At 38.6% G+C, this 24,326-nt stretch carries 23 protein-coding genes; 5 read left to right on the top strand and 18 right to left on the bottom strand.

The features are described 5' to 3' along the window. Positions 1–6: 6 nt before the first annotated feature. From uvrB to ACE38V_RS17625, 4 genes are all read right to left on the bottom strand, one after another. Positions 7–1,986, bottom strand: a complete 1,980-nt coding sequence (gene uvrB / locus ACE38V_RS17640; RefSeq protein WP_375843287.1) for an excinuclease ABC subunit UvrB — start codon at positions 1,984–1,986, stop codon at positions 7–9. A gap of 213 nt (positions 1,987–2,199) precedes the next feature. Then, on the bottom strand, positions 2,200–2,670 hold the full coding sequence (locus ACE38V_RS17635; RefSeq protein WP_375843285.1) for a GNAT family N-acetyltransferase: 471 nt from the start codon (positions 2,668–2,670) through the stop codon (positions 2,200–2,202). Positions 2,671–2,785: 115 nt separating this feature from the next. Next, the gene (locus ACE38V_RS17630) at positions 2,786–3,019 is read right to left on the bottom strand and encodes a CsbA family protein (RefSeq protein ID WP_375843408.1); all 234 of its coding nucleotides are present in this window, start codon (positions 3,017–3,019) and stop codon (positions 2,786–2,788) included. A gap of 175 nt (positions 3,020–3,194) precedes the next feature. Further along, positions 3,195–4,523 (bottom strand): TrkH family potassium uptake protein, encoded by a 1,329-nt coding sequence (locus tag ACE38V_RS17625; protein ID WP_375843283.1) that lies wholly within the window; start codon positions 4,521–4,523, stop codon positions 3,195–3,197. Between the two features lie 444 nt (positions 4,524–4,967). On the opposite strand from ACE38V_RS17625, the gene qoxA reads away from it, so the two are divergent. Genes qoxA through qoxD form a run of 4 tightly spaced genes read left to right on the top strand, consistent with a single transcriptional unit; the run spans position 4,968 to position 8,814 of the window. Continuing rightward, positions 4,968–5,966, top strand: a complete 999-nt coding sequence (gene qoxA, locus ACE38V_RS17620) for a cytochrome aa3 quinol oxidase subunit II (RefSeq protein ID WP_375843281.1) — start codon at positions 4,968–4,970, stop codon at positions 5,964–5,966. Beyond that, positions 5,956–7,911: a cytochrome aa3 quinol oxidase subunit I gene (gene qoxB, locus ACE38V_RS17615; protein WP_375843279.1), complete on the top strand. Its 1,956-nt coding sequence runs from the start codon at positions 5,956–5,958 to the stop codon at positions 7,909–7,911. The genes qoxA and qoxB overlap by 11 nt, the downstream gene beginning before the upstream one ends. After that, on the top strand, positions 7,911–8,519 hold the full coding sequence (qoxC, locus tag ACE38V_RS17610) for a cytochrome aa3 quinol oxidase subunit III (RefSeq protein ID WP_375843277.1): 609 nt from the start codon (positions 7,911–7,913) through the stop codon (positions 8,517–8,519). Before qoxB ends, qoxC begins: the two co-directional genes overlap by 1 nt. Before the next feature lies 1 nt (position 8,520). Further along, positions 8,521–8,814 carry a cytochrome aa3 quinol oxidase subunit IV gene (gene qoxD / locus ACE38V_RS17605; protein ID WP_375843275.1) on the top strand — a complete coding sequence of 98 codons (294 nt, stop codon included), beginning with the start codon at positions 8,521–8,523 and terminating at the stop codon, positions 8,812–8,814. An 86-nt stretch (positions 8,815–8,900) separates the two neighbouring features. Here the strand turns inward: qoxD and ACE38V_RS17600 are convergent, their stop codons facing one another. From ACE38V_RS17600 to ACE38V_RS17540, 13 genes are all read right to left on the bottom strand, one after another. Continuing rightward, entirely contained in the window at positions 8,901–9,887 is a 987-nt protein-coding gene (locus tag ACE38V_RS17600) for a Gfo/Idh/MocA family protein (RefSeq protein ID WP_375843406.1), read from the bottom strand. 123 nt (positions 9,888–10,010) lie between these two features. Further along, positions 10,011–11,111 carry an AI-2E family transporter gene (locus tag ACE38V_RS17595; RefSeq protein WP_375843273.1) on the bottom strand — a complete coding sequence of 367 codons (1,101 nt, stop codon included), beginning with the start codon at positions 11,109–11,111 and terminating at the stop codon, positions 10,011–10,013. Positions 11,112–11,330: 219 nt separating this feature from the next. After that, positions 11,331–11,558 (bottom strand): hypothetical protein, encoded by a 228-nt coding sequence (locus ACE38V_RS17590; protein WP_375843272.1) that lies wholly within the window; start codon positions 11,556–11,558, stop codon positions 11,331–11,333. 24 nt (positions 11,559–11,582) lie between these two features. Next, positions 11,583–11,870, bottom strand: a complete 288-nt coding sequence (locus ACE38V_RS17585; RefSeq protein ID WP_375843270.1) for a hypothetical protein — start codon at positions 11,868–11,870, stop codon at positions 11,583–11,585. An 80-nt stretch (positions 11,871–11,950) separates the two neighbouring features. Further along, entirely contained in the window at positions 11,951–12,109 is a 159-nt protein-coding gene (locus ACE38V_RS17580; protein WP_375843268.1) for a hypothetical protein, read from the bottom strand. 75 nt (positions 12,110–12,184) lie between these two features. After that, positions 12,185–12,880, bottom strand: a complete 696-nt coding sequence (locus tag ACE38V_RS17575) for an ABC transporter ATP-binding protein (protein ID WP_375843267.1) — start codon at positions 12,878–12,880, stop codon at positions 12,185–12,187. Next, positions 12,877–13,689 (bottom strand): ABC transporter permease, encoded by an 813-nt coding sequence (locus ACE38V_RS17570; protein ID WP_375843266.1) that lies wholly within the window; start codon positions 13,687–13,689, stop codon positions 12,877–12,879. Before ACE38V_RS17570 ends, ACE38V_RS17575 begins: the two co-directional genes overlap by 4 nt. A gap of 113 nt (positions 13,690–13,802) precedes the next feature. Beyond that, positions 13,803–14,306, bottom strand: a complete 504-nt coding sequence (locus tag ACE38V_RS17565) for a nitrous oxide reductase accessory protein NosL (protein WP_375843263.1) — start codon at positions 14,304–14,306, stop codon at positions 13,803–13,805. Beyond that, entirely contained in the window at positions 14,303–15,589 is a 1,287-nt protein-coding gene (locus tag ACE38V_RS17560; RefSeq protein ID WP_375843261.1) for a right-handed parallel beta-helix repeat-containing protein, read from the bottom strand. The genes ACE38V_RS17565 and ACE38V_RS17560 overlap by 4 nt, the downstream gene beginning before the upstream one ends. Positions 15,590–15,769: 180 nt before the next feature. Beyond that, a complete protein-coding gene (locus ACE38V_RS17555) occupies positions 15,770–19,987 on the bottom strand; it encodes an acyl-CoA dehydratase activase-related protein (protein ID WP_375843259.1) in 4,218 nt (1,405 codons plus the stop codon). A 55-nt stretch (positions 19,988–20,042) separates the two neighbouring features. Beyond that, on the bottom strand, positions 20,043–20,633 hold the full coding sequence (locus ACE38V_RS17550) for a TetR/AcrR family transcriptional regulator (RefSeq protein ID WP_375843258.1): 591 nt from the start codon (positions 20,631–20,633) through the stop codon (positions 20,043–20,045). Positions 20,634–21,018: 385 nt separating this feature from the next. Further along, complete coding sequence (locus ACE38V_RS17545) at positions 21,019–21,735, bottom strand: GTP pyrophosphokinase (RefSeq protein WP_375843404.1); 717 nt, start codon at positions 21,733–21,735, stop codon at positions 21,019–21,021. Between the two features lie 154 nt (positions 21,736–21,889). After that, positions 21,890–22,612, bottom strand: coding sequence for a TVP38/TMEM64 family protein (locus ACE38V_RS17540; RefSeq protein ID WP_375843255.1), 723 nt, complete (start codon positions 22,610–22,612; stop codon positions 21,890–21,892). Between the two features lie 291 nt (positions 22,613–22,903). Here ACE38V_RS17540 and ACE38V_RS17535 point away from each other — a divergent pair, with 291 nt between their 5' ends. Beyond that, positions 22,904–24,187: a methyl-accepting chemotaxis protein gene (locus ACE38V_RS17535; protein WP_375843253.1), complete on the top strand. Its 1,284-nt coding sequence runs from the start codon at positions 22,904–22,906 to the stop codon at positions 24,185–24,187. Between the two features lie 49 nt (positions 24,188–24,236). On the opposite strand, the gene ACE38V_RS17530 is transcribed toward ACE38V_RS17535, so the two are convergent. Continuing rightward, a partial coding sequence (locus ACE38V_RS17530) for an IS3 family transposase (RefSeq protein WP_375841177.1) occupies positions 24,237–24,326 on the bottom strand: 90 nt, incomplete at its 5' end.

Genomic DNA, 24,326 nt, shown 5'->3' with positions numbered 1-24,326 from the left:
ATTCTGTCATCCTTCCGCTTTTAACTCTAAAAGGAGATCGCGAAGCTCAGCCGCACGCTCGAAATTTAACGCCTTCGCTGCTTCCTTCATTTCCTTTTCCATATCGGCAATAACGATCTCTCTTTCTTTTTTACTTAACTGTTCTAGCTTTTTAGCTGGTTGATATTCTTCTTGTTCCTCTGCTGCATGGGTAGCACGGATGACGTCGCGAATTTCCTTTTGAATCGTTTGAGGTGTGATTCCATGAGCTTGATTGTATGCCTCCTGGATTTCCCGACGACGTTTTGTTTCACTAATTGCCATTTCCATCGAATTTGTCATCCGATCCGCATACATAATGACACGACCATTAGCATTTCTTGCGGCACGTCCAATGGTTTGAATTAAGGAACGCTCGGAACGGAGGAATCCTTCCTTATCTGCATCCAAAATAGTCACCAATGATACCTCTGGAATATCTAAGCCTTCTCGCAACAAGTTAATTCCAACTAAAACATCATATTTCCCTAATCGCAGGTCCCGAATAATTTCTATTCGTTCAAGGGTCTTGACTTCAGAGTGCAAATACTGAACCTTAATCCCAATTTCCTTTAAATAATCCGTTAAATCCTCTGACATTTTCTTTGTTAAGGTTGTGACAAGAACCCGTTCATTCTTTTTAACCCGATCCTGAATTTCACCAATCAAATCATCAATCTGGCCTTCAATCGGACGAACATCGATTACTGGATCAAGTAGTCCAGTAGGGCGAATAATTTGTTCAATCATTTCTGGCGTATGCTCGATTTCGTATGGACCCGGGGTCGCTGATATATAAACGATTTGATTGATATGCTTTTCGAATTCTTCAAAGGTTAAAGGTCTGTTATCCAATGCAGAAGGCAAACGAAATCCATGTTCAACCAGCACATTTTTCCTCGCTTGGTCCCCATTATACATTCCACGAACTTGAGGTAAGGTCACATGAGATTCATCTATAACAATAAGAAAATCCTCAGGGAAATAATCCAATAGCGTATATGGAGTAGATCCTGCTGGTCTTAACGTTAAATGACGTGAATAGTTTTCAATTCCTGAACAAAATCCCATTTCCCTCATCATTTCTAAATCATACCGAGTTCTCTGCTCTAGACGCTGAGCTTCCAGCAGCTTGCCTTTATCTCGTAAATCAGCAAGTCGTTCCTCTAATTCGGCTTCAATATTCTTAATCGCAACCTGAAGTTTTTCATCACGGGTAACAAAGTGAGAAGCTGGGAAGATCGCAACATGCTCTCTTTCTCCGATAATTTCTCCTGTTAAAGCATCCACTTCACGAATACGGTCAATCTCATCTCCGAAAAACTCGACACGCATGCAATGTTCATCACGGGAGGCTGGGAAAATTTCAACAACATCCCCACGAACTCGGAAGGTGCCCCGTTGGAAATTAATATCATTTCTTTCGTACTGGATATCTACTAAACGGTGCAAAAGTTGATTCCGTTCAATTTCCATTCTCGTTCTTAATGAAAGCACCAAATCGCGGTATTCTTCTGGTGAACCGAGACCATAAATACAGGAAACACTGGCAATGATGATAACATCCTGCCGTTCGAATAATGAGGATGTCGCTGAATGGCGCAGTTTATCAATTTCATCATTAATGCTTGCATCCTTTTCGATAAAGGTATCGGTTTGTGGAACATAGGCCTCAGGTTGATAATAGTCATAATAGCTCACAAAATATTCAACAGCATTGTTCGGGAAAAAATCCTTAAACTCACTGTATAGCTGTCCAGCTAATGTTTTGTTATGTGCAATAACAAGCGTTGGCTTATTGACTTCTTTTATCACATTGGAGATTGTAAAAGTCTTACCTGTACCTGTTGCCCCTAAAAGTGTTTGATGCTTTTTCCCTGTTCGGATTCCATCCACTAATTTTCGAATTGCTTCTGGTTGATCACCTTGAGGAGAATATTTAGAGACTAATTCAAATTGATCACTCACAAGAATGTCCCCCTATTTCCATTTTCATTTATTTAATCATTTTTTCTATTTCATTGAATGTTTGATTTTTCCAAGTGTTTTTTCTAGAATCCATTCTACCACAAAGCACTCCTATTTAACCAACAATTTGCGAACAAATATTCGTTTTTTAAATTATGTTTGATACAAAAAAGCTGCCAATCATTTGATGTGACAGCTACTCTATATTTACTGTTATTTTTCAAACTCCGTTAAGAAAAAACCTTTTTCTACTTCTAACTCCCTTTTCTCAACAAAGCCTAACTTCTTATATAATGCTTTAGCCGGATTATTTTTAGCACCGGTACGAACGATTACTTTCCTGTCTTCAGCAATATTTATCAAAAGATAGGTTACTAATGCGTTCCCAATTCCTTTTCGGAAATACTTTGGATGAACCACAAGCCGGTGAATATCCACAATCTCATGGTTAAGCTGATAGGATACGGCTCCCGTCAATTCCTCTCCGAAAAAATAGCCAATAAAAATTTCTCCGCAATGTTGCAAGGATTCCAGCGTATCCCGTAATGGGGGAATTCCAGCAAAACCGATTAAATCCGCTTCCACTTGATAGGAAGGGATTTGAATCGCAAGAACTTGCTTCGCAATATCTGGTTTTTTTATTTCTAAATATCGAATCATCTCTTTGCCCTTTCTTTTGTCCATCTCAATGTTCTATTTCATTTAAATTTTAAACGGACATAATAGGAGACCCAATAAGAAAATCCTGCTAAGTCCATCAGCAAGATTAATAGAAGAATTATATCGATTTAAAAAGGAGTTAGGCACGACTTCTTACTCGATCCCGCATTTTCCGTGAAATAGCAAAACCAACCGTTAAAGAAAAAGCATCCACTATAATGAGCAACCATGTATGCGTATACCCCTTATATACAGAACCAGCAATGAGAGCAACGGTTAAAATAAGTCCCAAAATATGACTGTAGGTCACTCTAGTGAAGAGTACAACAAGTACGCCAGGTAAAATCAACGCCGCTAAAAATTTAATAAACATTTTATACACCTTCTTAAATTCACTTTAACGAGTTTATTTATGAGGATTATTGCTACTAGCAAGAAACATAATCTGTATATGAATAAGAAAAACCAATGATTCTCTTTATAGAATAGTCTCCCACTCAAGTAAAAACAAGTTCTATTTGAAGGATTTTACCGAATTATCAGTTCCATCATCCTGTATAGATGTCCCCATTCGGATACCTAATCTTCGTTTTCTCTTTTCTTGTTAATGAAAAAGCAATAGTAAGAGGGCCAAGCTTTCCAAATAACATAACCAAAATAATCACGCATTTTCCAAATATCGACAAACTCGAAGTCAATCCAAGAGTCAATCCCACAGTACCAAAAGCAGATACGACTTCAAACATAATTTGCAACATACTTCCCTTTTCCGTTATCGACAGGATTAAACACATTAGAAAAACAAACAAGAAGCTTAAAACCGCGATGGCCACCGAACGTAAAATGACCTCGTTTTGTATCCTTCTTTTAAATAAATTTGTCTCCGATTTTCCTTTTAAAAAAGCGGTAACTGCCAGGATGATGACAACAAATGTGGTTAATTTAATCCCCCCACCTGTCGAAGTACTGCCTGCACCAACAAACATAAGAAACATCATAAATAATGAGGTTGATGGTTCTAAGCCCGTAATATCGATCGTATTAAACCCCGCTGTCCTCGTTGTTATAGCTTGGAAAAACGCTCCCCACAGTTTCCCCGCACCACTCAGACCGCCTAATGTTTTAGGATTATCATATTCCGTTGCGAGAATAAAAAGAAAGGCGATTACATTAATAATAATCGTTCCAAAAACCATCACCTTAGTATGTAATGTTAATTTATGAAATTGATTTTTTATGAATAAATCAGCCATCACTGTGAACCCTAATCCACCGACAATAATTAGAAAGGCGATCATCAAATTCACCACTGGATCGACCTCAAAGGAACTTAGATTATCTGGCCATAAAGCAAATCCAGCATTATTAAATGCAGCAATGGTATGAAAAAGCGCATAATAAATCCCTTTCCCCCATCCATATTCAGGGGCCCATCGCAAGGATAAAGCGAAAACAGAAAATGCCTCAATTGAAAAGGAAAAAAGCATGACAATCCTTACAAGCCGAATAATCCCCCCAATTGAAGGCTGATTTAAAGCTTCCTGCATAATTAGCCGTTGACGAAACCCTATTTTTTTTCGCAACATCACCATGACTAAAATCGCAAAAGTCATGATTCCTAATCCCCCTACTTGAATTAATAACATAATAACGACTTCACCAAATGTAGTAAATGTGCTTCCTGGGTCAACTGATGTTAATCCTGTAACGGTTGCAGCAGATGCAGCGATAAAAAAGGCATCGATCCACGAAACAGGCTTTTCCGCGGCAATTGGAAGCTTTAATAGAAGCCCGCCTAATACAACCAATAAGATAAAGATCAGGGCCAATACTTGAGGGGGATTAAATTTTATGGGGCGATTCAAATTTCTTTTCATATTCCGACATCTTCCTTATATAATTCATCCTATTTTTTATATGACAAATGCACTATTAAATGAAGATATTATAATCCTCATTGATATAAAAGAAAAGATACTTTCTTCCTCATTTTGCAATATATGTCATCATTATTAATTTTACCAAAATAATATTTAACTGAATCCCATAGCTAATCATGCAAATTTCATTTCGTCAATTATTCACATCACAATTAATCATTGGATAAAAAATCCTTAACATTTTTGTCACAACTTTTTCAAGATAAATTATGTTACCATCATATCAATAGTGTAAATACATAAAAACTACGAACAAAATTGTGACATATTTGTGAATTTACGTTCACTATTATTTGTTCCTGCATTGTATTTATGACAAAAATTTTACATTCAACTTTGTGAATACATGAACAAGTGTACACTTTGAAAGGAGAGAAACCCATGAAATCAAAGCTTACATTGATTTCACTATTAGCATGTAGCTCCATATTATTCTTGAGCGGTTGTGAATCAAAGCTCGTTGTTTTCGACCCTCAAGGACCTGCTGCTAAAAGCATTTTAGATTTGATTAACTGGTCGCTCATTTTTATGGTGATTGTTGTCATTGTTGTCTTTGGACTATTCGGATATATTGTCTGGAAATATCGTGAAAAGGACGATAACAAGGATTACGAGCCCCCAGAAGAACATGGCAATAAGAAATTGGAATTCATTTGGACCGCAATTCCAATTATCATCGTGATTGCTCTAACAATTCCAACTGTCAAAACCATCTACAATCTAGAGAAAGTTCCAAAAGGATACGAGGACAAAAAACCGATCACGATCCATGTTACTTCTGCTGATTGGAAATGGATATTTAGTTATCCGGATCAAGGAATTGAAACCGTCAATTACATTAATATTCCTGAGGATACACCTGTACACTTTAAGTTGACCTCTGCCAGCACCATGCAATCCTTTTGGATTCCAGCATTGGGAGGACAAAAGTACACGATGAACAAAATGGAAACACAAATGTATTTAGTGGCTGATAATCCTGGTTCTTATCTCGGCAGAAATACCAACTTCAATGGCCGCGGCTATGCAGACATGGAATTTGAAGTTCAAGCACAAACAAAGAAAGATTTTGATAAATGGGTAAAAGAAGTAAAGCAAACTGCTCCAAAATTAACGGAGAGCAAATATAATGAGCTGTTAAAACCAACTCATTTAGGAAGAGAAACCTTTGTCAATACTCATCTCCAATGGGTAAACCATGCGGATATGAATTCAAAAACCTACACCAACCCTGAACTCTATAAAACTCACGGATATCAAGGAAAGATTTTTGATGACGAAAAGGCAGAAAACCAAGAGAAAACGACCGATCATAATATGGATGGTATGAACATGGATATGGATGAATCAAAAGACGGAGGTGAACATCATGAGCACTAAGTTGAAAGAATTTTTCATGCTTGATGGAGATCCACTCATTATTGGATCGCAAATTGCGATTCTCCTAACGATGATTGGAATTGTAGTCGGTGTAACCGTTTTTAAAAAATGGAAATGGCTTTGGCGTGAATGGCTCACAACGGTTGACCATAAGAAGATTGGAATTATGTATATTCTAGCTGCTGTACTGATGTTTTTCCGTGGCGGTATGGATGGTTTATTGATGAAGGCTCAAACCGCCAGACCAGAAATGGATTTTTTAAACGCACAGCATTACAATGAAATATTCACTACGCATGGCGTTATCATGATTCTCTTTATGGCGATGCCATTCTTAATTGGATTAATGAACTTTGTCATTCCTTTGCAAATCGGAGCGCGTGATGTTGCATTTCCGCAACTGAATGCTGTTAGCTTCTGGCTCTTCTTTAGCGGAGCGATGTTATTTAATATTTCCTTTGTCGTCGGTGGTTCACCAGATGCCGGCTGGACTTCTTACTTTCCGCTTGCTGGAAAAGAATTTAGTCCGGGAATTGGAAACAATTATTACGCGGTCGCAATCCAAATTGCCGGAATCGGAACATTAATGACAGGTATTAACTTCATTGTCACGATACTTAAGATGAGAACTAAAGGCATGACTTTATTGAAAATGCCGATGTTTACTTGGACATCTTTTATCACATCAGTCATTATTGTCGCATCCTTCCCAATCTTTACAGTTGCTTTAGCATTAATGACATTCGATCGTATTTTTGGAACTCATTTCTTTACGCTTTCAGGCGGAGGAATGGATATGCTTTGGGCAAACTTGTTCTGGCTTTGGGGACATCCAGAAGTATACATTGTGGTCCTCCCAGCTTTCGGGATCTTCTCAGAGGTTATTTCAACCTTCTCCCGTAAAATGCTATATGGCTATAAATCTATGATTGGCTCTATTATCGGAATTGCTTTTTTAAGTATGCTCGTTTGGGTCCATCACTTCTTTACAATGGGTGCAGGGCCAGCAGTTAACTCTGTCTTCTCGATTACGACCATGATGATTGCTATCCCGACCGGGGTTAAAATGTTTAACTGGTTGTTCACAATGAGAAAAGGAAAAATTCGTTTCACGACTGCCATGCTTTGGGCATTAGCCTTTGTCCCAACCTTTGTCATCGGTGGGGTAACAGGGGTTATGCTTGCGATGGGGGCAGCTGACTACCAATATCATAACACCTTATTCTTAGTGGCCCATTTCCACTATGTATTAATACCTGGTGTAGTTTATGCCGTATTTGCTGGACTTTATTATTGGTGGCCAAAAATGTTTGGCTTCCTCTTAAACGAAAAGCTTGGGAAGATCCATTTCTGGCTCTTTAATATTGGCTTTAACTTAACGTTTATGCCAATGTTCTTCCTAGGACTTGATGGTGCGGTTCGCCGCTCTTACACTTATTCAGCAGAATCAGGATTTGCACCTTTATTTATGGTATCCGCCATCGGTGCCGTTATCCTTGCCTTAGGCTTCGCCGCATTCTGCTATAACATTTACTGGAGCACACGATATGCAGACCGCAACATCTCTAATGATCCTTGGGGTGCGAGAACACTAGAATGGTATACTGCCTCACCGGTTCAACATTATAACTTTGCAAAAGTTCCTGAAGTAACAACCTTAGACGCCTTCTGGAATATAAAAAAGAACAATTTAGGCTTAGAACTTAAAGATGAAGAAGTAGAGGAAATCCATCTGCCAAATAGCAGCGGGTTACCATTTTATATGTGTGTTGTCTTCGGTCTTGCCGGCTTCTTCCTCGTCTTTGAATGGAAAATTGCTGCAGCCATTGCTGCTATTGGAATCCTTGTTGGATTAATCATTCGTTCCTTTGATTATGATGAAGGATTCCACGTTGGTGTCGATGAAATTATTAAGACGGAACGAGCATGGAGAGGTGAAAAATAATGTCTACAAAAGTCGTCGATACGTCTCTTCCATTAGAGTATCAAACCGAACAAAGTAAAATGAATATTCTCGGATTCTGGATTTTCCTAGGAGCGGAAATCATCCTTTTCGCTACGTTATTTGCCGTATTTTTTGTACTAAGCGAACGATTTGCCGGAGGTCCAACTCCACAAGAGTTATTTGAAATAAAAGATGTCTTGATCGAAACAGTTTTACTTTTAACCAGTAGTTTCACTTGCGGACTAGCAATCTATGAAATGCGTCGTTCTAATGTAAAAGGATTATTAACTTGGTTGATTATCACCCTCTTACTTGGCGCAGGCTTTATTTTCATGGAAGTATCTGAATTTATTCACTATGTCGATGAAGGAGCAACAATGCAAACCAGTGCCTTTTTATCTAGCTTCTTTGTCTTACTGGGCACGCACGGGGCTCACGTTAGCCTTGGGATTGGCTGGGCAACAATGATTATTATTCAGATTTTAAAAAGAGGAATCACTCCTGTTACAGCAAGAAAAACTTTTATCATCGGACTTTACTGGCATTTCCTTGATGTTGTATGGATTTTCATCTTCACATTCGTATATTTAGCAAGGATGGTGTCCTAAAATGGCTCATAAATCAAAAGGATTTCCTATCAGTCATGTCATTGGTTTTATTACATCTTTAGTCTTAACCTTTGCTGCAGTAGGACTTGCGCTAAAAACCTCTCTACCCTTGAAAACAATCATGTGGTCAATTGGTTCTTTAGCGATTATCCAAGCAGCGCTTCAATTATATATGTTCATGCATATGAGTGAAGGAGAAGACAATAAATCTCAGACAATTAATATTCTCTATGCATTCTTCATCGCTTTAGTAACAGTTGTTGGGACGGTTTGGGTTATGTCGTTTGGAATGTAAAAAAAGGAAGCCGACTCGAGTGAGTTGGCTTCCTTTTTACTTATATTTTCGAATAATGTTGTATACCACTAATTTTCCAAAATGGTTTATTGCTGATCGGCTGGGAAAACTACACCTACTTGTTTTCTCACCTCATCCATAATCTCCATTACAATCATGGAATTGGCAAATGTATTAACTCTCGATTCCACTTCACCATTTTGAATTAATTCAATAAATTCCTTTGCTTCATAGTACATTGAATTTTCAATCGTCTCATTCACAAGCGTTTCAACTTCTCCGCTGCGATAACGAATTTCAGCCTTCTCTGGAGCACTTATTCGATCGATTATCATACTTCCTTTTTCCCCTTGAATTTCCGAAGGCAAGAAGGAATCGGAAATTTTGGAATACATAATCACAGCATCTTTATCTTCATATTTTAAAAGAATGCTTCCCTGTCCATCGATTCCTGAATCTAACAAGAGTCCGGATGCCTTAATTTCCTGTGGTTTTCCAAATAAAGCCACAAGTGGATAAATACAATAAATACCGATATCCATTAAGGAACCGTTGGAAAATTTCGGGTCAAAGGCATTCAGAATAGTTCCCTCTTTATAAGCATCATAACGGGAGGAGTATTGGCAATAGCTTGCAAAATATCTTCTCACATCACCAATTTTATGTAAATGATCCTGGACAGCCTTAAAGCCAGGCATAAAGGTAGACTTCACCGCTTCCATTAATAGGACTTGATTTTCTTCGGCAGCCTGAATCATTGCGCTCAATTCCTTTTGATTAGAGCAAATCGGCTTTTCACAAATCACATGCTTTTTATTTTGTAAAAAAAGAATGGCTTGTAGAGAATGAAAGGAATTGGGACTTGCAATATAGACAGCATCGATTTCATCACTGCCAGCCATTTCTTCTAAATTCGTAAAAGTCGTTGATGCGCCAAATTTCTCAGCAAATTCTTTCGCTTTTTCTTTTGTACGGGAATAAACTGCCGCGAGTTGGAAATCCTCTATCTTGCTAGCAGCATCAATAAATTTTTCTGTAATCCAGTTTGTACCGATTATTCCAAAGCGAATCATTTTATTTCCTCCTTTATGTTTGTTCATCACATATGGTGGTTCATCTTCCATTTCTTCCTCAATATAATAGATAAACGAGACATTGGCAACCATTCCGTATTCAATCGCCCCTTTATCTGGGATTTATACATTCAGTTTTGCTCTAGCTTCCTTTCGTGCCTTTAGAAAATGGATAAAATTGACGACAATGGTTTTCGCACAAGCATAAAATGGGATGGCGAGAATCATTCCTAAAACACCTGCTAAATTTCCAGCCACAAGTAATAATATAATAATGGTTGCCGGATGGGTATCAAGACGTTTTCCCAATATTAAAGGAGATAAGACATTTCCTTCGATTTGTTGAGCAATCACTATCACAACAACGACGAGAATCGCCTTTGTTGGTGAATCAAACAGAGCCACAATCACGGCAGGCGCCCCGCCAAGAAACGGGCCAACATAAGGAATAATATTGGTAACAGCCACAATCAGAGCCATCACAAGAGCATAAGGCAAACCAATGATAAAATAACCAATAAAGGCAAGGGTTCCAACAAATAGCGCGACAGTAATTTGCCCTTGAATATAGGCAGATAACGTTTCAGCGGTTTCCTTTAAAGTCTTCTCACCCTCCTCACGATAGATTTGAGGCATAAATTTCGAAATGGCATTCGGCAACTTGTAACCATCCTTAAACATATAAAACAAAAGAAAAGGCACAGTGACAATTAAAACAGCAATATTTGTAATTACACTAACGACGTTCTGCAATCCAGTCGTCATTCGATTGGGCAAAGTATTAGCAAATGCCACGACTCTCTGCTCAATTTCATCCTTCGAGATATAATCCTGTTCCATAAACCACTTAAACTGCTTTGTATCGGAAAGCTCATTAATAAACCTCTCTGTCTTTTGTGCATAGCTTGGCAAATCATTGAACAGAGCGGTCACCTGCTTGGAAATCACCGGAGCCAAATTCCCAATTACAAGCACAAGTAACCCAATCACAGCCAAATAAATGATCAGAATGGCAATGGTTCTGGGAAGCTTCATTTTTTGTAATAAATTAACCATCGGGTTTAAAAGGAAATAAAGAAATCCAGAGATCATGATAGGAAAAAACAAAGTAGAGACAAACACTCCCACTGGTTGAAAAAGAAAGGAAATTTTCGTAGAAACATAAATAATCGTTACGATCATTAAAATCTGCAAAGTCCAAAACTGAAATTTTTTCTTAACCACATTTTCACCTTTTTCTAAAAGATTTGGAAATTATTATATCAAAGATTGTGAAAAATTACCTTCAGTTACTGGAGTTTTAGGGCAACAATTTTGTTTTTTGAATAAGAGCATTGGAAACTTGGTAGAGATAAGAGCAAAATGATAGACTCGGATTTATTACGAGTCTTTTTCTTATATTCTGGGGCAAGTTGTATCAGTCATTTGTATATTTGGGCTTGGTTATCCGCTATATGAGTTACCTACTGAGTGATTCAGTATAATATCGAGATGTTCAAGTGGTTTCTGTTCGAATTTGGGCTTGTTTTCGGACTCCTTTTGGCTGTTTTCCGGGTTTCCTGTCCAATACGGACCCGCTTTTGGACTCCTTTCGGCTTTTTTCCGGGTTTCCTGTCCAATACTGTCCCGCTTTTGGACTCCTTTTAACTGTTTTCCTTGTTTCCTGTCCATTACCGCTCCTCTTTTGGACTCCTTTTAGCTATTTTCCTTGTTTCCTGTCCAATACGGACCCGCTTTTGGACTCCTTTTGGCTGTTTTCCGGGTTTCCTGTCCAATACCGACTCGTTTTTGGACTCCTTTTGACTTTTTTCCTCGTTTTCTGTCCAATACGGACCTGCTTTTGGACTCCTTTCGGCTTTTTTCCGGGTTTCCTGTCCAATACTGTCCCGCTTTTGGACTCCTTTTAACTGTTTTCCTTGTTTCCTGTCTAATACCGACCCGCTTTTGGACTCCTTTCGGCTTTTTTCCGGGTTTCCTGTCCAATACTGTCCCGCTTTTGGACTCCTTTTAACTGTTTTCCTTGTTTCCTGTCCAATACCGCTCCGCTTTTGGACTCCTTTTAGCTATTTTCCTTGTTTCCTGTCTAATACCGACCCGCTTTTGGACTCCTTTTGGCTGTTTTCCGGGTTTCCTGTCCAATTCAGTCCCGCTTTTGGACTCCTTTCGGCTTTTTTCCAGATTTCCTGTCCGATACCGCCCCTCTTTCGGCTCTTTTTGGCCATTTTATCATCTTCCTCTAAAAAAAACGTGAACCCCAACTGAGATTCACGTTCCAAACTCAAACGAAAGCACAGGCTCTATTGCCGATGTAACCGCAAAAGCTCTAAAGTCATTTTTTCTTTTTCCGTTTCATTCTCGATGATTTTCAAGACTTTGCCATCCTTCATGAAAAGAATTTTGTCGCCCATTTCTGCGGCAACATCCATCATATGGGTAGAAAAAACGAGGATGGTTCCCTCTGCTTTCATTTTTTTCAAGAGATCAATGAAGACATTCACCCAATAAGGATCAAGACCATTGGTTGGTTCATCCAAAATTAATAGGTCCGGCTTATGCAGACAGGCTTGAGCAAATAATAATCGTTGCCTCATTCCTTTTGATAGCTGTTTAACGAGTACCTTCTTTTTCTCGGATAGACCAATCATGTCGATCACTTCGAGAACACGTTCACGATTTACCTTTCTGAGTGACGCATAGAAGGAGAGAAATTCCGAAACGGTCATCATTTCCTGTGCTTGGAAATCATCCGGCATATAGCCAATATTGGTTAAATAGCGTTTACGATTATCCTTCAGGTCTTTCCCATTTAGAGTAACCCTTCCTGTTGTTGGCCCCAATATACTTGCCAGCATTTGCAGCATCGTGCTTTTTCCAGCGCCATTGCCACCGCATAGAACAATGCAGGTTCCAGAGGAGGCCTCGAAGGAAATCGGATAAAGCGCAGTTTTCTTCTTATATTTTTTGGAGAGATCGTGAACCTTCAATTCGCTCATTGTCTTTTCTTCCTTTCCAGAATCAAGGTAGAGATCATGATACACACCACAGTAAAGACAAGAACATAGAGAAGCAGAATCCATATCGCTGAAGTGGAATGAAATAATTGAACAATGGAATCATAGGATTGTCCGAAGACAGAACCACCGTCTAATTTCACTACCATCACCATCCGTAATAATTCCGCTGGATTGGCAAATAACGCTATTTTTAATAAAATGGCTATCCAAGTATATGGAACTAGCCCAAGAATACCAATCAATGCCGTTGGCCAAATCATGATAAAGAAAAACCATATAATAACAGAAACGGTTAAGGCCTGCCATCTAGTCGTGATGATGGAACCGACCAGCATTCCGATTAAAAGAAAGAAATACATTAAGGCAATGGAAAATAGATAAAGAACAAGGATCCAATGAACGACAAAGCTTCCCCCCATTAGAAGGCCCACACATAGACTAAGACCATAACTAAAGGTAAAAACGATGATCTGCGAGGTGAATTGCCCTCCCATTTTTCCTAAGACATAGGAAAAACTGTCAAGTGGATACGTGCATAATAGCCGCCATTGCCCATTTTCCTTTTCATTTGCAATTGAGAAGGAGCCGATTATCGTCATAAATAACGGAATAATATAAAGTATGACATTCATGATCGTCCCTGCCATATTGGTATATTCCGTCAAAGCAGCAGCATTACGTTGCAATAAAAATAAGAGTGAGAGTACCGCTACCCAAAATAGGAGAAACATGTAATAGGATGTCTGTCTAACGGACATTCTCAGCTCTACCTTCCAAATATTCCACATCTTCCTTCCCCCTTTCGAAGCTCAACATGGTGAAAACAAAAACCCAAACCCATCAGGAAAAAAGATTGACCCGGTTCAACAGTCAATCTTCCACCCATCTTTATGTGAAGATATTACATATCCATTTTGCTATCCTTGCTATTCTTTTTCATCATATCCTTGTTCATATTCCATTCATGCTGATCTAAATCCTTCGCGCTTAAAATCGTCCCTTTCTTTTTAGTGACAAAGCTTTCAGCGTCTTTTTTATCAGCAAAAGAAATGACATTATAAGCCATCGGTGTATTGACATCCGGGTTATAGACATAGGTAGCCTTGTCCAATTCGACCCAATCCTTTGTGTTGTAATCACGAACAAATTTTGCCTTTACCTTTTTATCTTTGTTTTCACTCATCCATTGGTACATGCAGCCAATATCATCAAATACATAGGTCTTGCCATTTTCTAAAATAATCTCTGTAGCAAATTGGTTGTCCATAACCGCCATATTGCAAATATCGCATTCATCCTTGTCTTCATCAATCGCTTTTGGTTTCACTTCATCTTTTCCACAAGCGGCAAGATACATTGAAAGAATGCCAATTAATAAAACAAGTAAAGCCTTATTCTTCTTCATTGCTGCTTCCTCCCCACCCAAAATAAAATACTGCTGCCAATCAGCATCACAGCACTAATCATCCAGATTCCCCCACTGGAATTGGCTGTTTCTGCTTGTTTCGTTGTCATTACCATTAAAGGTTGATTATCAATTAATAAAGCATCCTTTGGACTTTTCAATAACTTTTGTAAAAAAACCATTCCTGGTGCTTGAAAGAAGATTTGATATTCAGGCACATCTGCTGTTAATGTTAGAAAAAACGGATCTGCCGTATAAGGGATGGCGCTTAGCCCCTTCCCATAAATATCAAGCTTCTGTGCAGAGTCCCAATAGTTTTTTTCAATTGAATTATGATGACTTTCAATCGCCTGGGCATCATTAACGTTTCCCGTAAAGGTATTGCCGCTTAATTGATTGTTTTGAGATTTAAGAAATTGAACTCCAATAAAATTCCCTTTCAATTGATTTTGTTGGAATTGATTCTTCTCTGCCTCTTCCACGAATATTCCGACTCGATTCGAAACAAATGTATTATTTACAATGTCCGTTTCATAGGCATGATAAAGAAGCATCCCTTGTGAATGGACATTTTCATTGTTAAAAGAAAAATCATTTCTCTGGATGGTGGTGCTTTTTGCTTCCATCAGCATCAATCCAGAGGTATTTTGCTGAGAGGTATTTCCCTCTAGTAAACATTGGTCGGAAAACATTAAATGCATACCATACCGTGAGTTTTGAACCGTGTTATTTCTTATTATATTCGCATCGCTTTGCTCAAGATAAAATCCATCAAGGGCTTTATTAATCATATTGTTTTGCAGAGTATTATCCTTTGATTTCCATAAATCTATCCCGTTACCCTTATGATTTCCTTGAATGTTTGTTTTTTGAATCGTTACGTTTTCCGCATCCTTCAGCTGAATCCCAAACTTATTCGTTTGTATCGCGATATTCTCAAGATGATGACCGCTTCCGCTTACAAGAATGCCGGCTGTCTTATCCCCCTTACTACATTGTTCGACCTTGACATGCTTTAAGACGACGTTCTTCCCCTTCACTTGTATGACTGCTTGTTCACTGCAGGAGCGAATCACAACATTCCCCATTCCTTCCAGTGTTATCGGTTTGTTGATCTTGATTGATTCGTCATATTCCCCTTCAGCAATTTTGATTATATCCCCCTTTGAAGCTTTATCGATCTGTTCCTGCAACGTCATTTTACTTGCTGCAAAACTTGAAAAAGGGAAACAAAGTGAGAGAACAAGGAAGATTATCAACATGGATATGGTCGTTTTTTTCATCTCTCATCACCTGTCCTCTGGAACACATTCCTAATTTCATCATAGATAAAAAATGTGAAGAAAATTTGAAAACCATTTGTGCAATTTCTGAATCTTCTTGTAATTGAGCAAATATTCGCCGAAAAAAGGGTCTTAGAATGGGATAATCCCTTTAATCCTAAGACCCTCTTACAGATAGTATTAACTTTTAGCTATGTTAATCATAAGCTTAATTCGATTAATTTGATTTACCTTGCTGATACTTGAATCGTAATCGATGGAGATCAGATTCGCATTAGGATACTCTTTTTTAATGGCATTAAACATCCCTCTGCCGACGATATGATTAGGCAGACAGCCAAATGGCTGTACACAAACGACATTTTCGACTCCACTTTCCATTAATTCAGCCATTTCACCTGGTAAAAGCCATCCTTCCCCCATTTGATTGCCAAGGCTTAAAAATTGAGACGCCTTTTCAGCTATTTTCGTGAATTCCATTGGAGCACTGAATCGTCTACTTGCTTGAAGTGCCTCACGAATTGGGCCACGATAGTATTCGATGTACTGTGTCGCCATTTTTCCAATAGCGGCATCGATTTTTGATTTTCCTAAAAAGGCAGCATTAAATTCACGATTATTTAAACAATATAAGAAGAAATCGATAAAGTCTGGAATAACTGCTTCGCCCCCCTCTTGTTCAATTTGCTCAACAAGCTGGTTATTGGCATATGGATGAAATTTAACAAGAATTTCTCCAACAATACCTACACGAGGCTTTTTCTCAGCCGTGATTTCAATTTGCTGAAAATCAGTGACCATCGTCTGAATCAAGCGTCGATATTCTTTCATTGAAAAATTCTCTAACAGTTCTTTTGCTCTTTCTAACCATAACTCATATAAGACTTCTGTACTGCCTGGGATTCTTTCATAAGGTCTGACTGCATGTAAAAGGCGCATGAGCAGGTCGCCTAAACAACCAGAGATTACTAGTTTCTTCGCTAAAGGCAAACTAATCTTAAATCCCTTCTGATTGACACTATCCATTCCCCCAGAATTCAGGGATAATACAGGAACCTGTGGCATTCCGGCATTTTTCAGTGCTTTTTTGAGGAGAGCAAAATAATTCGTTGCCCGACATCCTCCTCCTGTTTGTGAAATAACGACAGCAGTTCGATAAAGGTCATAGTCCCCGCTCTTTAACGCGGCGACCAACTGACCAATCGATACAATGGCTGGATAGCAAGCGTCATTATTAACATACCGTAAGCCTTCTTCCACCTCTTGCTCGGTAACATCCTTCATCACTTGAAGATTAAATCCATGGAGTTGGAAGGCCTTCTCAAATAAAGCAAAATGAGTAGGAATCATTTGTGGAGCAAGAATCGTATAGGTCTCTTTATCCCCTTTATCAAACGTAGGCTCCTCTCTTTTTTGAACCAAAACGGCTTTACGCCTTCCCTGCTGTTTATCTCTTTCAGCAATAGCCGCCTTTAAGGAACGAAGTCGGATACGTGCAGCACCTAAATTACTGACCTCATCCATTTTAATCCAAGTGTAAAGTTGCTGATTCTCTTCCAATATTTCTTCTACAGCATCCGTTGTAATCGCATCTAGTCCACAACCAAAGGAAGAGACCTGCAGCAATTCAAGATGCGGATGATTTTTCACCACTTTAGCAGCTTCATATAACCGGGAATGGAAGGTCCATTGATTCACGACTCGCACATCCGTATTGTCAGTCGCCAAGTGACTAATGGAATCCTCTGTTAAAACTGCCATTCCTAAACGATTAATTTCCTCAGGCAAGCCATGATTGATGGCTGGATCGATGTGGTAGGGATGCCCCGCAATCACAATCCCTTTTTGATTATTTTGTGTTAATTGTTCCAGTACTTCTTCACCGCGCTTTTGGAGCCATTGCTTGGAATAGTCTGCTTCCTCCTGAGCTTTTTTCAACGCATGTTTTAGCTCTTGCTTTGGAATATCCGGAAATGTTGTAGATAGCTGTTTCAGCATGGATGCAGGATGATCAATAGATAAGAAAGGACTGATAAATTCTACCTGATGCTCCTTAAGAATTCTTTCCATATTTACCCGAATGACTTCCGGATAAGAAGCCACAATCGGACAGTTAAAATGATTTTGCTGTGCCTGATTTTCCTGCTTTTCAAACACGACAGCCGGGAAGAAGATCTTCTTCACACCCTTTTTCAGCAAATTTAGTATATGCCCATGCGTTAATTTCGCTGGATAACAAACGGATTCTGACGGTATGGTTTCAATCCCACTCTCAAACATACGCTTGCTTGAAGGGTCAGATAACACAATGGCAAAACCAAGCTCGGTAAAAAAACGATGCCAAAATGGATAGTTTTCAAACATATTCAATACTCGAGGAATACCCATTTCTCCTCGAAAGGCTTCATCCCCCACCAACACAGGACGTTGAAATAAATGAGCCAGCTTTTCTTCCACTAAATTAGGGAAGGCGCTCTTCACCTTTTGCTTTCCTGCTCCCCGCTCACAACGATTACCTGTAATAAATGTTCGCTTATCAGCAAAACGGTTAATCGTAATAGGACAGTGGTTTTCGCATATTCCACATCTTCTGTGTGTCGTTTTCACTTGAAATTCATGAAGCTTTTGTCTAGAAAGGAGTTTAGTCTTTTCTTCTTTCGTCCATCTTTGCTTTGCAAGAAGTGCACTGCCGTAAGCTCCCATTAATCCTGCAAGATCGGGACGAATGACCGCTCTACCAGTTAATTTTTCAAAAGCCCTTAATACCGCTTCGTTTAAGAACGTTCCACCTTGAACGACAATACGCTCTCCCAATTCCTCAGCGGATTTTAGTTTAATAACCTTATAGAGAGCGTTGTTAACAATGGAATACGATAGACCTGCTGAAATATCGGCAATGCTTGCCCCTTCCTTTTGTACTTGCTTCACTTTTGAATTCATAAAAACCGTGCAGCGTGAGCCTAAGTCAACTGGAGCGGTAGCTGTTAGAGCAAGCTTGGAAAAATCTTGCACACTTTGCCCTAAGGTTTCCGCAAAGCTTTCTAAAAATGAGCCACAGCCTGCAGAACAAGCTTCATTTAAAATAATCCGATCAATGACTCCATCCTTAATCTTGATACATTTCATATCCTGTCCGCCAATGTCGAGAATAAAGTCAACATCGGGTTGGAATTTTTTCGCTGCTTGATAATGGGCAACCGTTTCGATTTCGCCATCGTCCATTTGGAAAGCGGCTTGAATTAATTTTTCTCCGTAGCCTGTAACAGTAGAGCGCAAAATATCTACCTTATCAGGTATAGCTGCATATAGCTTGATTAAGCCTTCTCTCACGGTTTCAATCGGATTGCCTTTATTTTTTTCATAAAACTGAAAGAGCACTTCCTCCTTGTCACTTATCAAAACCATTTTGGTAGTGGTTGAGCCGGCATCTACTCCTAAAAAGGCATTCCCTGAATATTCTCCCAGTGATGCTGTTGCAACCTTTGCCTGTTGATGTCTTTTCTGAAATTGCTCATAATTTTGATTGGATGAAAAAAGGGGAGAAATTCGTTTAGATGCAGACATCTCTGTATTCCGTTTCATGTCCGTTAATAACGAAATCACATGACCAATATCAATGGATTCATTCTTTTCACTTTCCAGCGCAGCACCAATGGCGACGTAATAATGACCATCCTGGCTATGCAAGACATGCTCATCCTGTAGATGAAGTGTTTCGATAAAACGATGTCTTAATTCCGTTAAAAAAGTTAATGGTCCGCCAAGAAAGGCAACATTTCCACGAATCGGTCTTCCGCAGGCAAGCCCGCCAATCGTTTGATTGACAACCGCTTGAAATACGGAAGCAGCAATGTCCTCCCTTCTTGCCCCTTCATTTAAAAGCGGCTGAATATCCGTTTTTGCAAACACACCGCATCTTGAGGCAATTGGATAAATTTTTTCAGCAGATGCTGCAAGCTGATTCAATCCTTCCGCATCCGTATTTAATAGAGAAGCAATTTGGTCAATAAATGCCCCTGTTCCCCCTGCACAAGCAGCATTCATTCGCTGTTCCAACCCATTTGTTAAATAAATTAGCTTCGCATCCTCACCACCGAGTTCAATAATGACATCAATATTGGGTTCTTTTGATTTGACCGCTTCCGTACAGGCAACAACCTCCTGAATAAATGGAATCCCTAATGCTTCACACAGCCCTAAACCTGAGGATCCGCTCGCATTCATTTTCAATTCAGCATTTGGAAACTGATTGGATACACGCTGCAATAGCCCTAGAGTCGTATTTCGAATATCGGAGAAATGGCGCTCGTATGATTTAAATAAAATTTCATTTTTCTTATTTATGACTACTAGCTTCGCCGTAGTCGAACCAACATCAAGCCCAACTTGTAGTTCCATCCTTCTCTCTCCCTTTTCTTGATAGAATTCCTCTTTGTGAATCCGAAAATACTGACTATGTAGCAAAATAGCGTTCTAACAATATCTCAACCTGCGTTTCCCTATCAGAGAACGAATAACCCGTAACCTTTTGATACATAGGCTCGATTAAAATAGGTAAAAATACTGCCCCCAACAAATGAGACATCATAATCGTTAACTTATCCGGATCCTTTTCACCCGTTATTTCCTCAATTGTATGCCTCATTTTTTTTAATCCCATTGCTCTTAAAAAATTCACAAAATCAATCTGACTTTCAAAAAGCAGTGGCTCTTGATTCACAAGCTTCCTTACGATAAATGGATATTCTCGGTAAGAATCAATGTATTGAATTAAGAAAGATTTTAGCCTTTTTCGCGGTTCAATTGAATCATTATCTAAAATGGCAAAAGTTTCTTTAAAGGAAGAAACCAAAACCTGAATGGCCGCATTAATCAAACGGTCCTTCGATCCAAAATGGTAGTTTATAAGAGCGACATTCACATTAGCCATTGCGGCAATTTTTCTGATTGTTACCCCCTCAAATCCTTCTTGCTGAATAAGCTCCAATGTTGTATTTAGAATCAACTCTTTCTTTGAACATTCCTTTTCTTCACATGATTTCATTCATATCCCTGATTTCTTCTCCTAGTTTAAACATTGTTTTAAACAATGTTTAGCTTCTAATTTGAGTATAAATCAAAGGAGCAGCATGAATAAGTGACAATTTTTCAAAATTTGGTCCAATTGGCAATATATTGTTTTATCCCTGTGCTTATAGTAAAAATAATTATATAAACGAACTTAGTGGAATAAAGTATTAAATCCATAAAGAAAACTCGCCGATTGGCGAGCCCCTAAGGGCGAAGACAGAGGCGTAGTTGCCTTTATACTAAACTCCTAAAATTGGCCACTACGTCGAGTTTCTTCTTTGCTGCCAATCTATGCTTTCTTTATGTATAAAAAAGAGAAGCAGAACAAGACAATTCCTTGTCTCATCCGCTTCTCTTTTTTATTTTTCCGCATCTTGGATGATGGATTCAATAAAATGCATCGGCAGGCTTAATCTGTCTCCTGTAAATTGGGGCAATAAGGGCTTCTCCTCATTCCGATCCATTTCTTTAAAAACACCGATTTCTTTATTTAGCCGCTCCATTTTCAAGTCTAATTCGGCAGCAGCTGTAGCGGCATTCTTTAACTCAGACACCAAATGACTGGGAACATCTTTATTGTATTTGTAGAAAATCTTATGTTCTAAGCTCGCCCAGAAATCCATCGCAATCGTGCGAATTTGAATCTCAACAGGAATCAATTCCTCACGATCGGACATAAAAATAGGGATTTCAACGATTAAATGCAAGCTGCGGTATCCATTGGGCTTTGGATTTTCAATATAATCCTTATAATCAATCACCTTAACGTCCTTTTGTTTTTGCAGCATCTCACTAATTTTATATATATCCGTTACAAAGGAACATGTAATCCTCACTCCGGCAATATCGCGAATATGATTTTTAATCGAGTCCAAAGTCAGAGGTAAATTTTTTCGTTGAATTTTCTTAAAAATGCTTTGCGGGGATTTGACCCTTGATTTCACATGCTCAATTGGATTGTATTCATGGATATAATTAAATTCTTCTTTTAGGATATTGATCTTAGTATTCACTTCATCCAAAGCAAATTTATATGCCATCATAAATCGAGTTAATTCAACCCTAATTGCCTTCATATCATGTACATTGAAATTTTCTAACAATTGGCCGCATCCTCTTTTCTTACTTAAATTCGTAAATCATTCTTAATTTATTTTACCTTGTTAACTATTTATATCAAAACATGGTTCCATAAATTACACAACTAAAAAGCCTCCCAAGCAATAATCATCAGCCTTCAAAATGGCGAGGCTCATTCTCTTTACGTGGCTTGCGCTTGTGCCTTTTATACCAGACATTAAATCCATAAAATCCTCCAAAGATTAGCAGGATAATGATCCCCATTTCAAATTCATTTAAAGAGGAAGAAAAAATTCCTGCTGGTATGAGGGCTAAAAGGAAAAAATAAAGGAAATTCCCCAATATGGTTCCCAAAAGGAAATGACTAAAACGAATCGTACTCAGCCCCGCTAAAATATTCGTTAAACTCGTAGGAATAAAAGGAAAAACCCTTGCCTGAAACACATAAACAAAGCCTTTTTGCTCCACAAGAGCAATCTGCTCTGGTTTAAATTTCTTCACTAACCAATCTTGGAAAATAAAGCGAACACAAAAAAAGACCAGAATCGCTGCCACAATACTTGTAATCCAGCTCCATAGAAATCCATTAATAAAACCAAAAAGAGTCACGTCGATGGTAATCATTAGGATAAGTGGGACAATCGTAAAGGAATTTTGAAGAATCATCAACAATAAAGTGAAAATATAAGAGTATATCTCTCCATCCAACATTTCCCGAATGGATTTCAAATCACCCTTCATGATTAAATCAAATAATTCTTGGTTCCAGACAAAAAAAATGCCAAATAAAATCAATGTTACAACCAAAAATAGGAATTGATAATTTATTTTCTTTGCTAGTGTCACCCAAAATTTCTTCCTGTCATTATTCATAAATCACCCTTCTAATGAATGTTAATTAGCCCCTTTTATTCTATTCTATACCATTCACAAAAGTTAGCAATCCTTAAACAAGCTTATTTTTCCAACTTTGTGTCGATGGATTACTATGGACCTGCTCAGATTTTATTTTGAGGTGTATAGTGATAATTTCGCTATTCACCCAGCATTTGTTTAATCCAATTGTCCCATACAATCTAGTAAATCACTTTCTTTTTTCCTATATATTAGTATAATTATCAACATAAACAATAAAGAATTGATTTCAGGAAAGGATTTCTCTATATGAAAAAATTGAAATTTGGAAGTCTTAGAAACAAAATTATTGCCGTCATTATCGGTTCATCTATTATTAGCACTCCATTATCTGCAAAAATTAATTCAATTATAATGGAATACGCCCATGTTAATGATAGTTTTGGAATCTACGTGAATACGTTAATTAGTCTGATTATTACGACGGTGATTGCGCAGTTATTTATTAGTGGAATTGTCATCAAACCTCTAAAAACGCTGCTAGCTGCAACGAAAAAAATTGCCGCTGGTGATCTGAGTGTTGAACTGGAGCACACGAAGCGAGGAAACGATGAAATTAGCGAATTAGCAGAAGGCTTTCAACAAATGACAAGTCATTTGCGTTCAGTCGTAAGGAATATAAATGAAACAACCAACCATATTGCCGCAGCAGTTGAACAGCTTGCTACCAATTCTGATAATACTGCCACCGTATCTGAGCAAATTTCCGCAGCCATACAGGGAGTTGCCTCTGGCTCTGAAGAACAAGCCTCTGGAATCGAGCGAATTGCTTCCGCTATGGACATTGTAAGTAATGAAATTGATGATATTAGCGAGAATACAAGAACCATTAATGAACTTTCTCAAGCCAATACGAAAATCGCTGAAAATGGGGTTGAAGCCGTCGATCGAACTGTTAATCAGATGGGCTCTATTCAGAATTCAGTAAGTGAATCAGATTCCTCTATTTTAGTTCTTCAGGAGCGTTCAAAGGAAATCGGTCAGTTCTTGACGGTAATCACCAATATCGCCGAGCAAACCAATCTATTGGCCTTAAATGCTGCCATTGAAGCCGCTCGTGCTGGTGAATCAGGAAAGGGATTTGCCGTTGTAGCAGAGGAGGTTCGCAAGCTGGCGGAAGAATCCAGTCAGTCCGCTCAACAAATTGCTGTTTTAGTCAATGAAATCCAAAATCAAACGAAAACCTCTGTTGATACGATGAAACAAGTGATTGAAGAGGTGCAATTAGGAATTAATATGACGACGGATACGAAAGATATTTTCCATCATATTTCGAAATCCATGCTGGATATGAATGGACAAGTTCAAAATATTCTCGAAGGAAGCCAAAAGATTTTCGATAGTACTCACGTCGTCACCTCTGAAGTCGGAGAGGTCAGTTCTATCGCACAGCAAAATAGTCAAAATTCAATGAGTGTTTCCGCTGCATCTCAAGAACAGCTGGCCGCCATTGAAGAAGTATCCACATCCACAAAAGAGCTCGCCAAGATTGCTGAGAATCTTCAAGCTTTATCTGCCAAATTTCAAGTATAAAAAAGCACAGGCTTGAAGTGACCCCTAAAAGTTAGACACGGTTATTTCATTAGGCTGCTTGCTCAAAATGAGTTCGGTATTGCACCGGGCTCATTTTTAATTTTGCCTTCATCCGTTTCGTATTATAATATTCCATATA

Origin of the sequence: Cytobacillus sp. Hz8 (genome assembly GCF_042263505.1) — a bacterium.
Lineage (GTDB): Bacteria > Bacillota > Bacilli > Bacillales > Cytobacillaceae > Bacillus_BE.
This window is presented reverse-complemented; position numbering and strand designations above follow the sequence as displayed.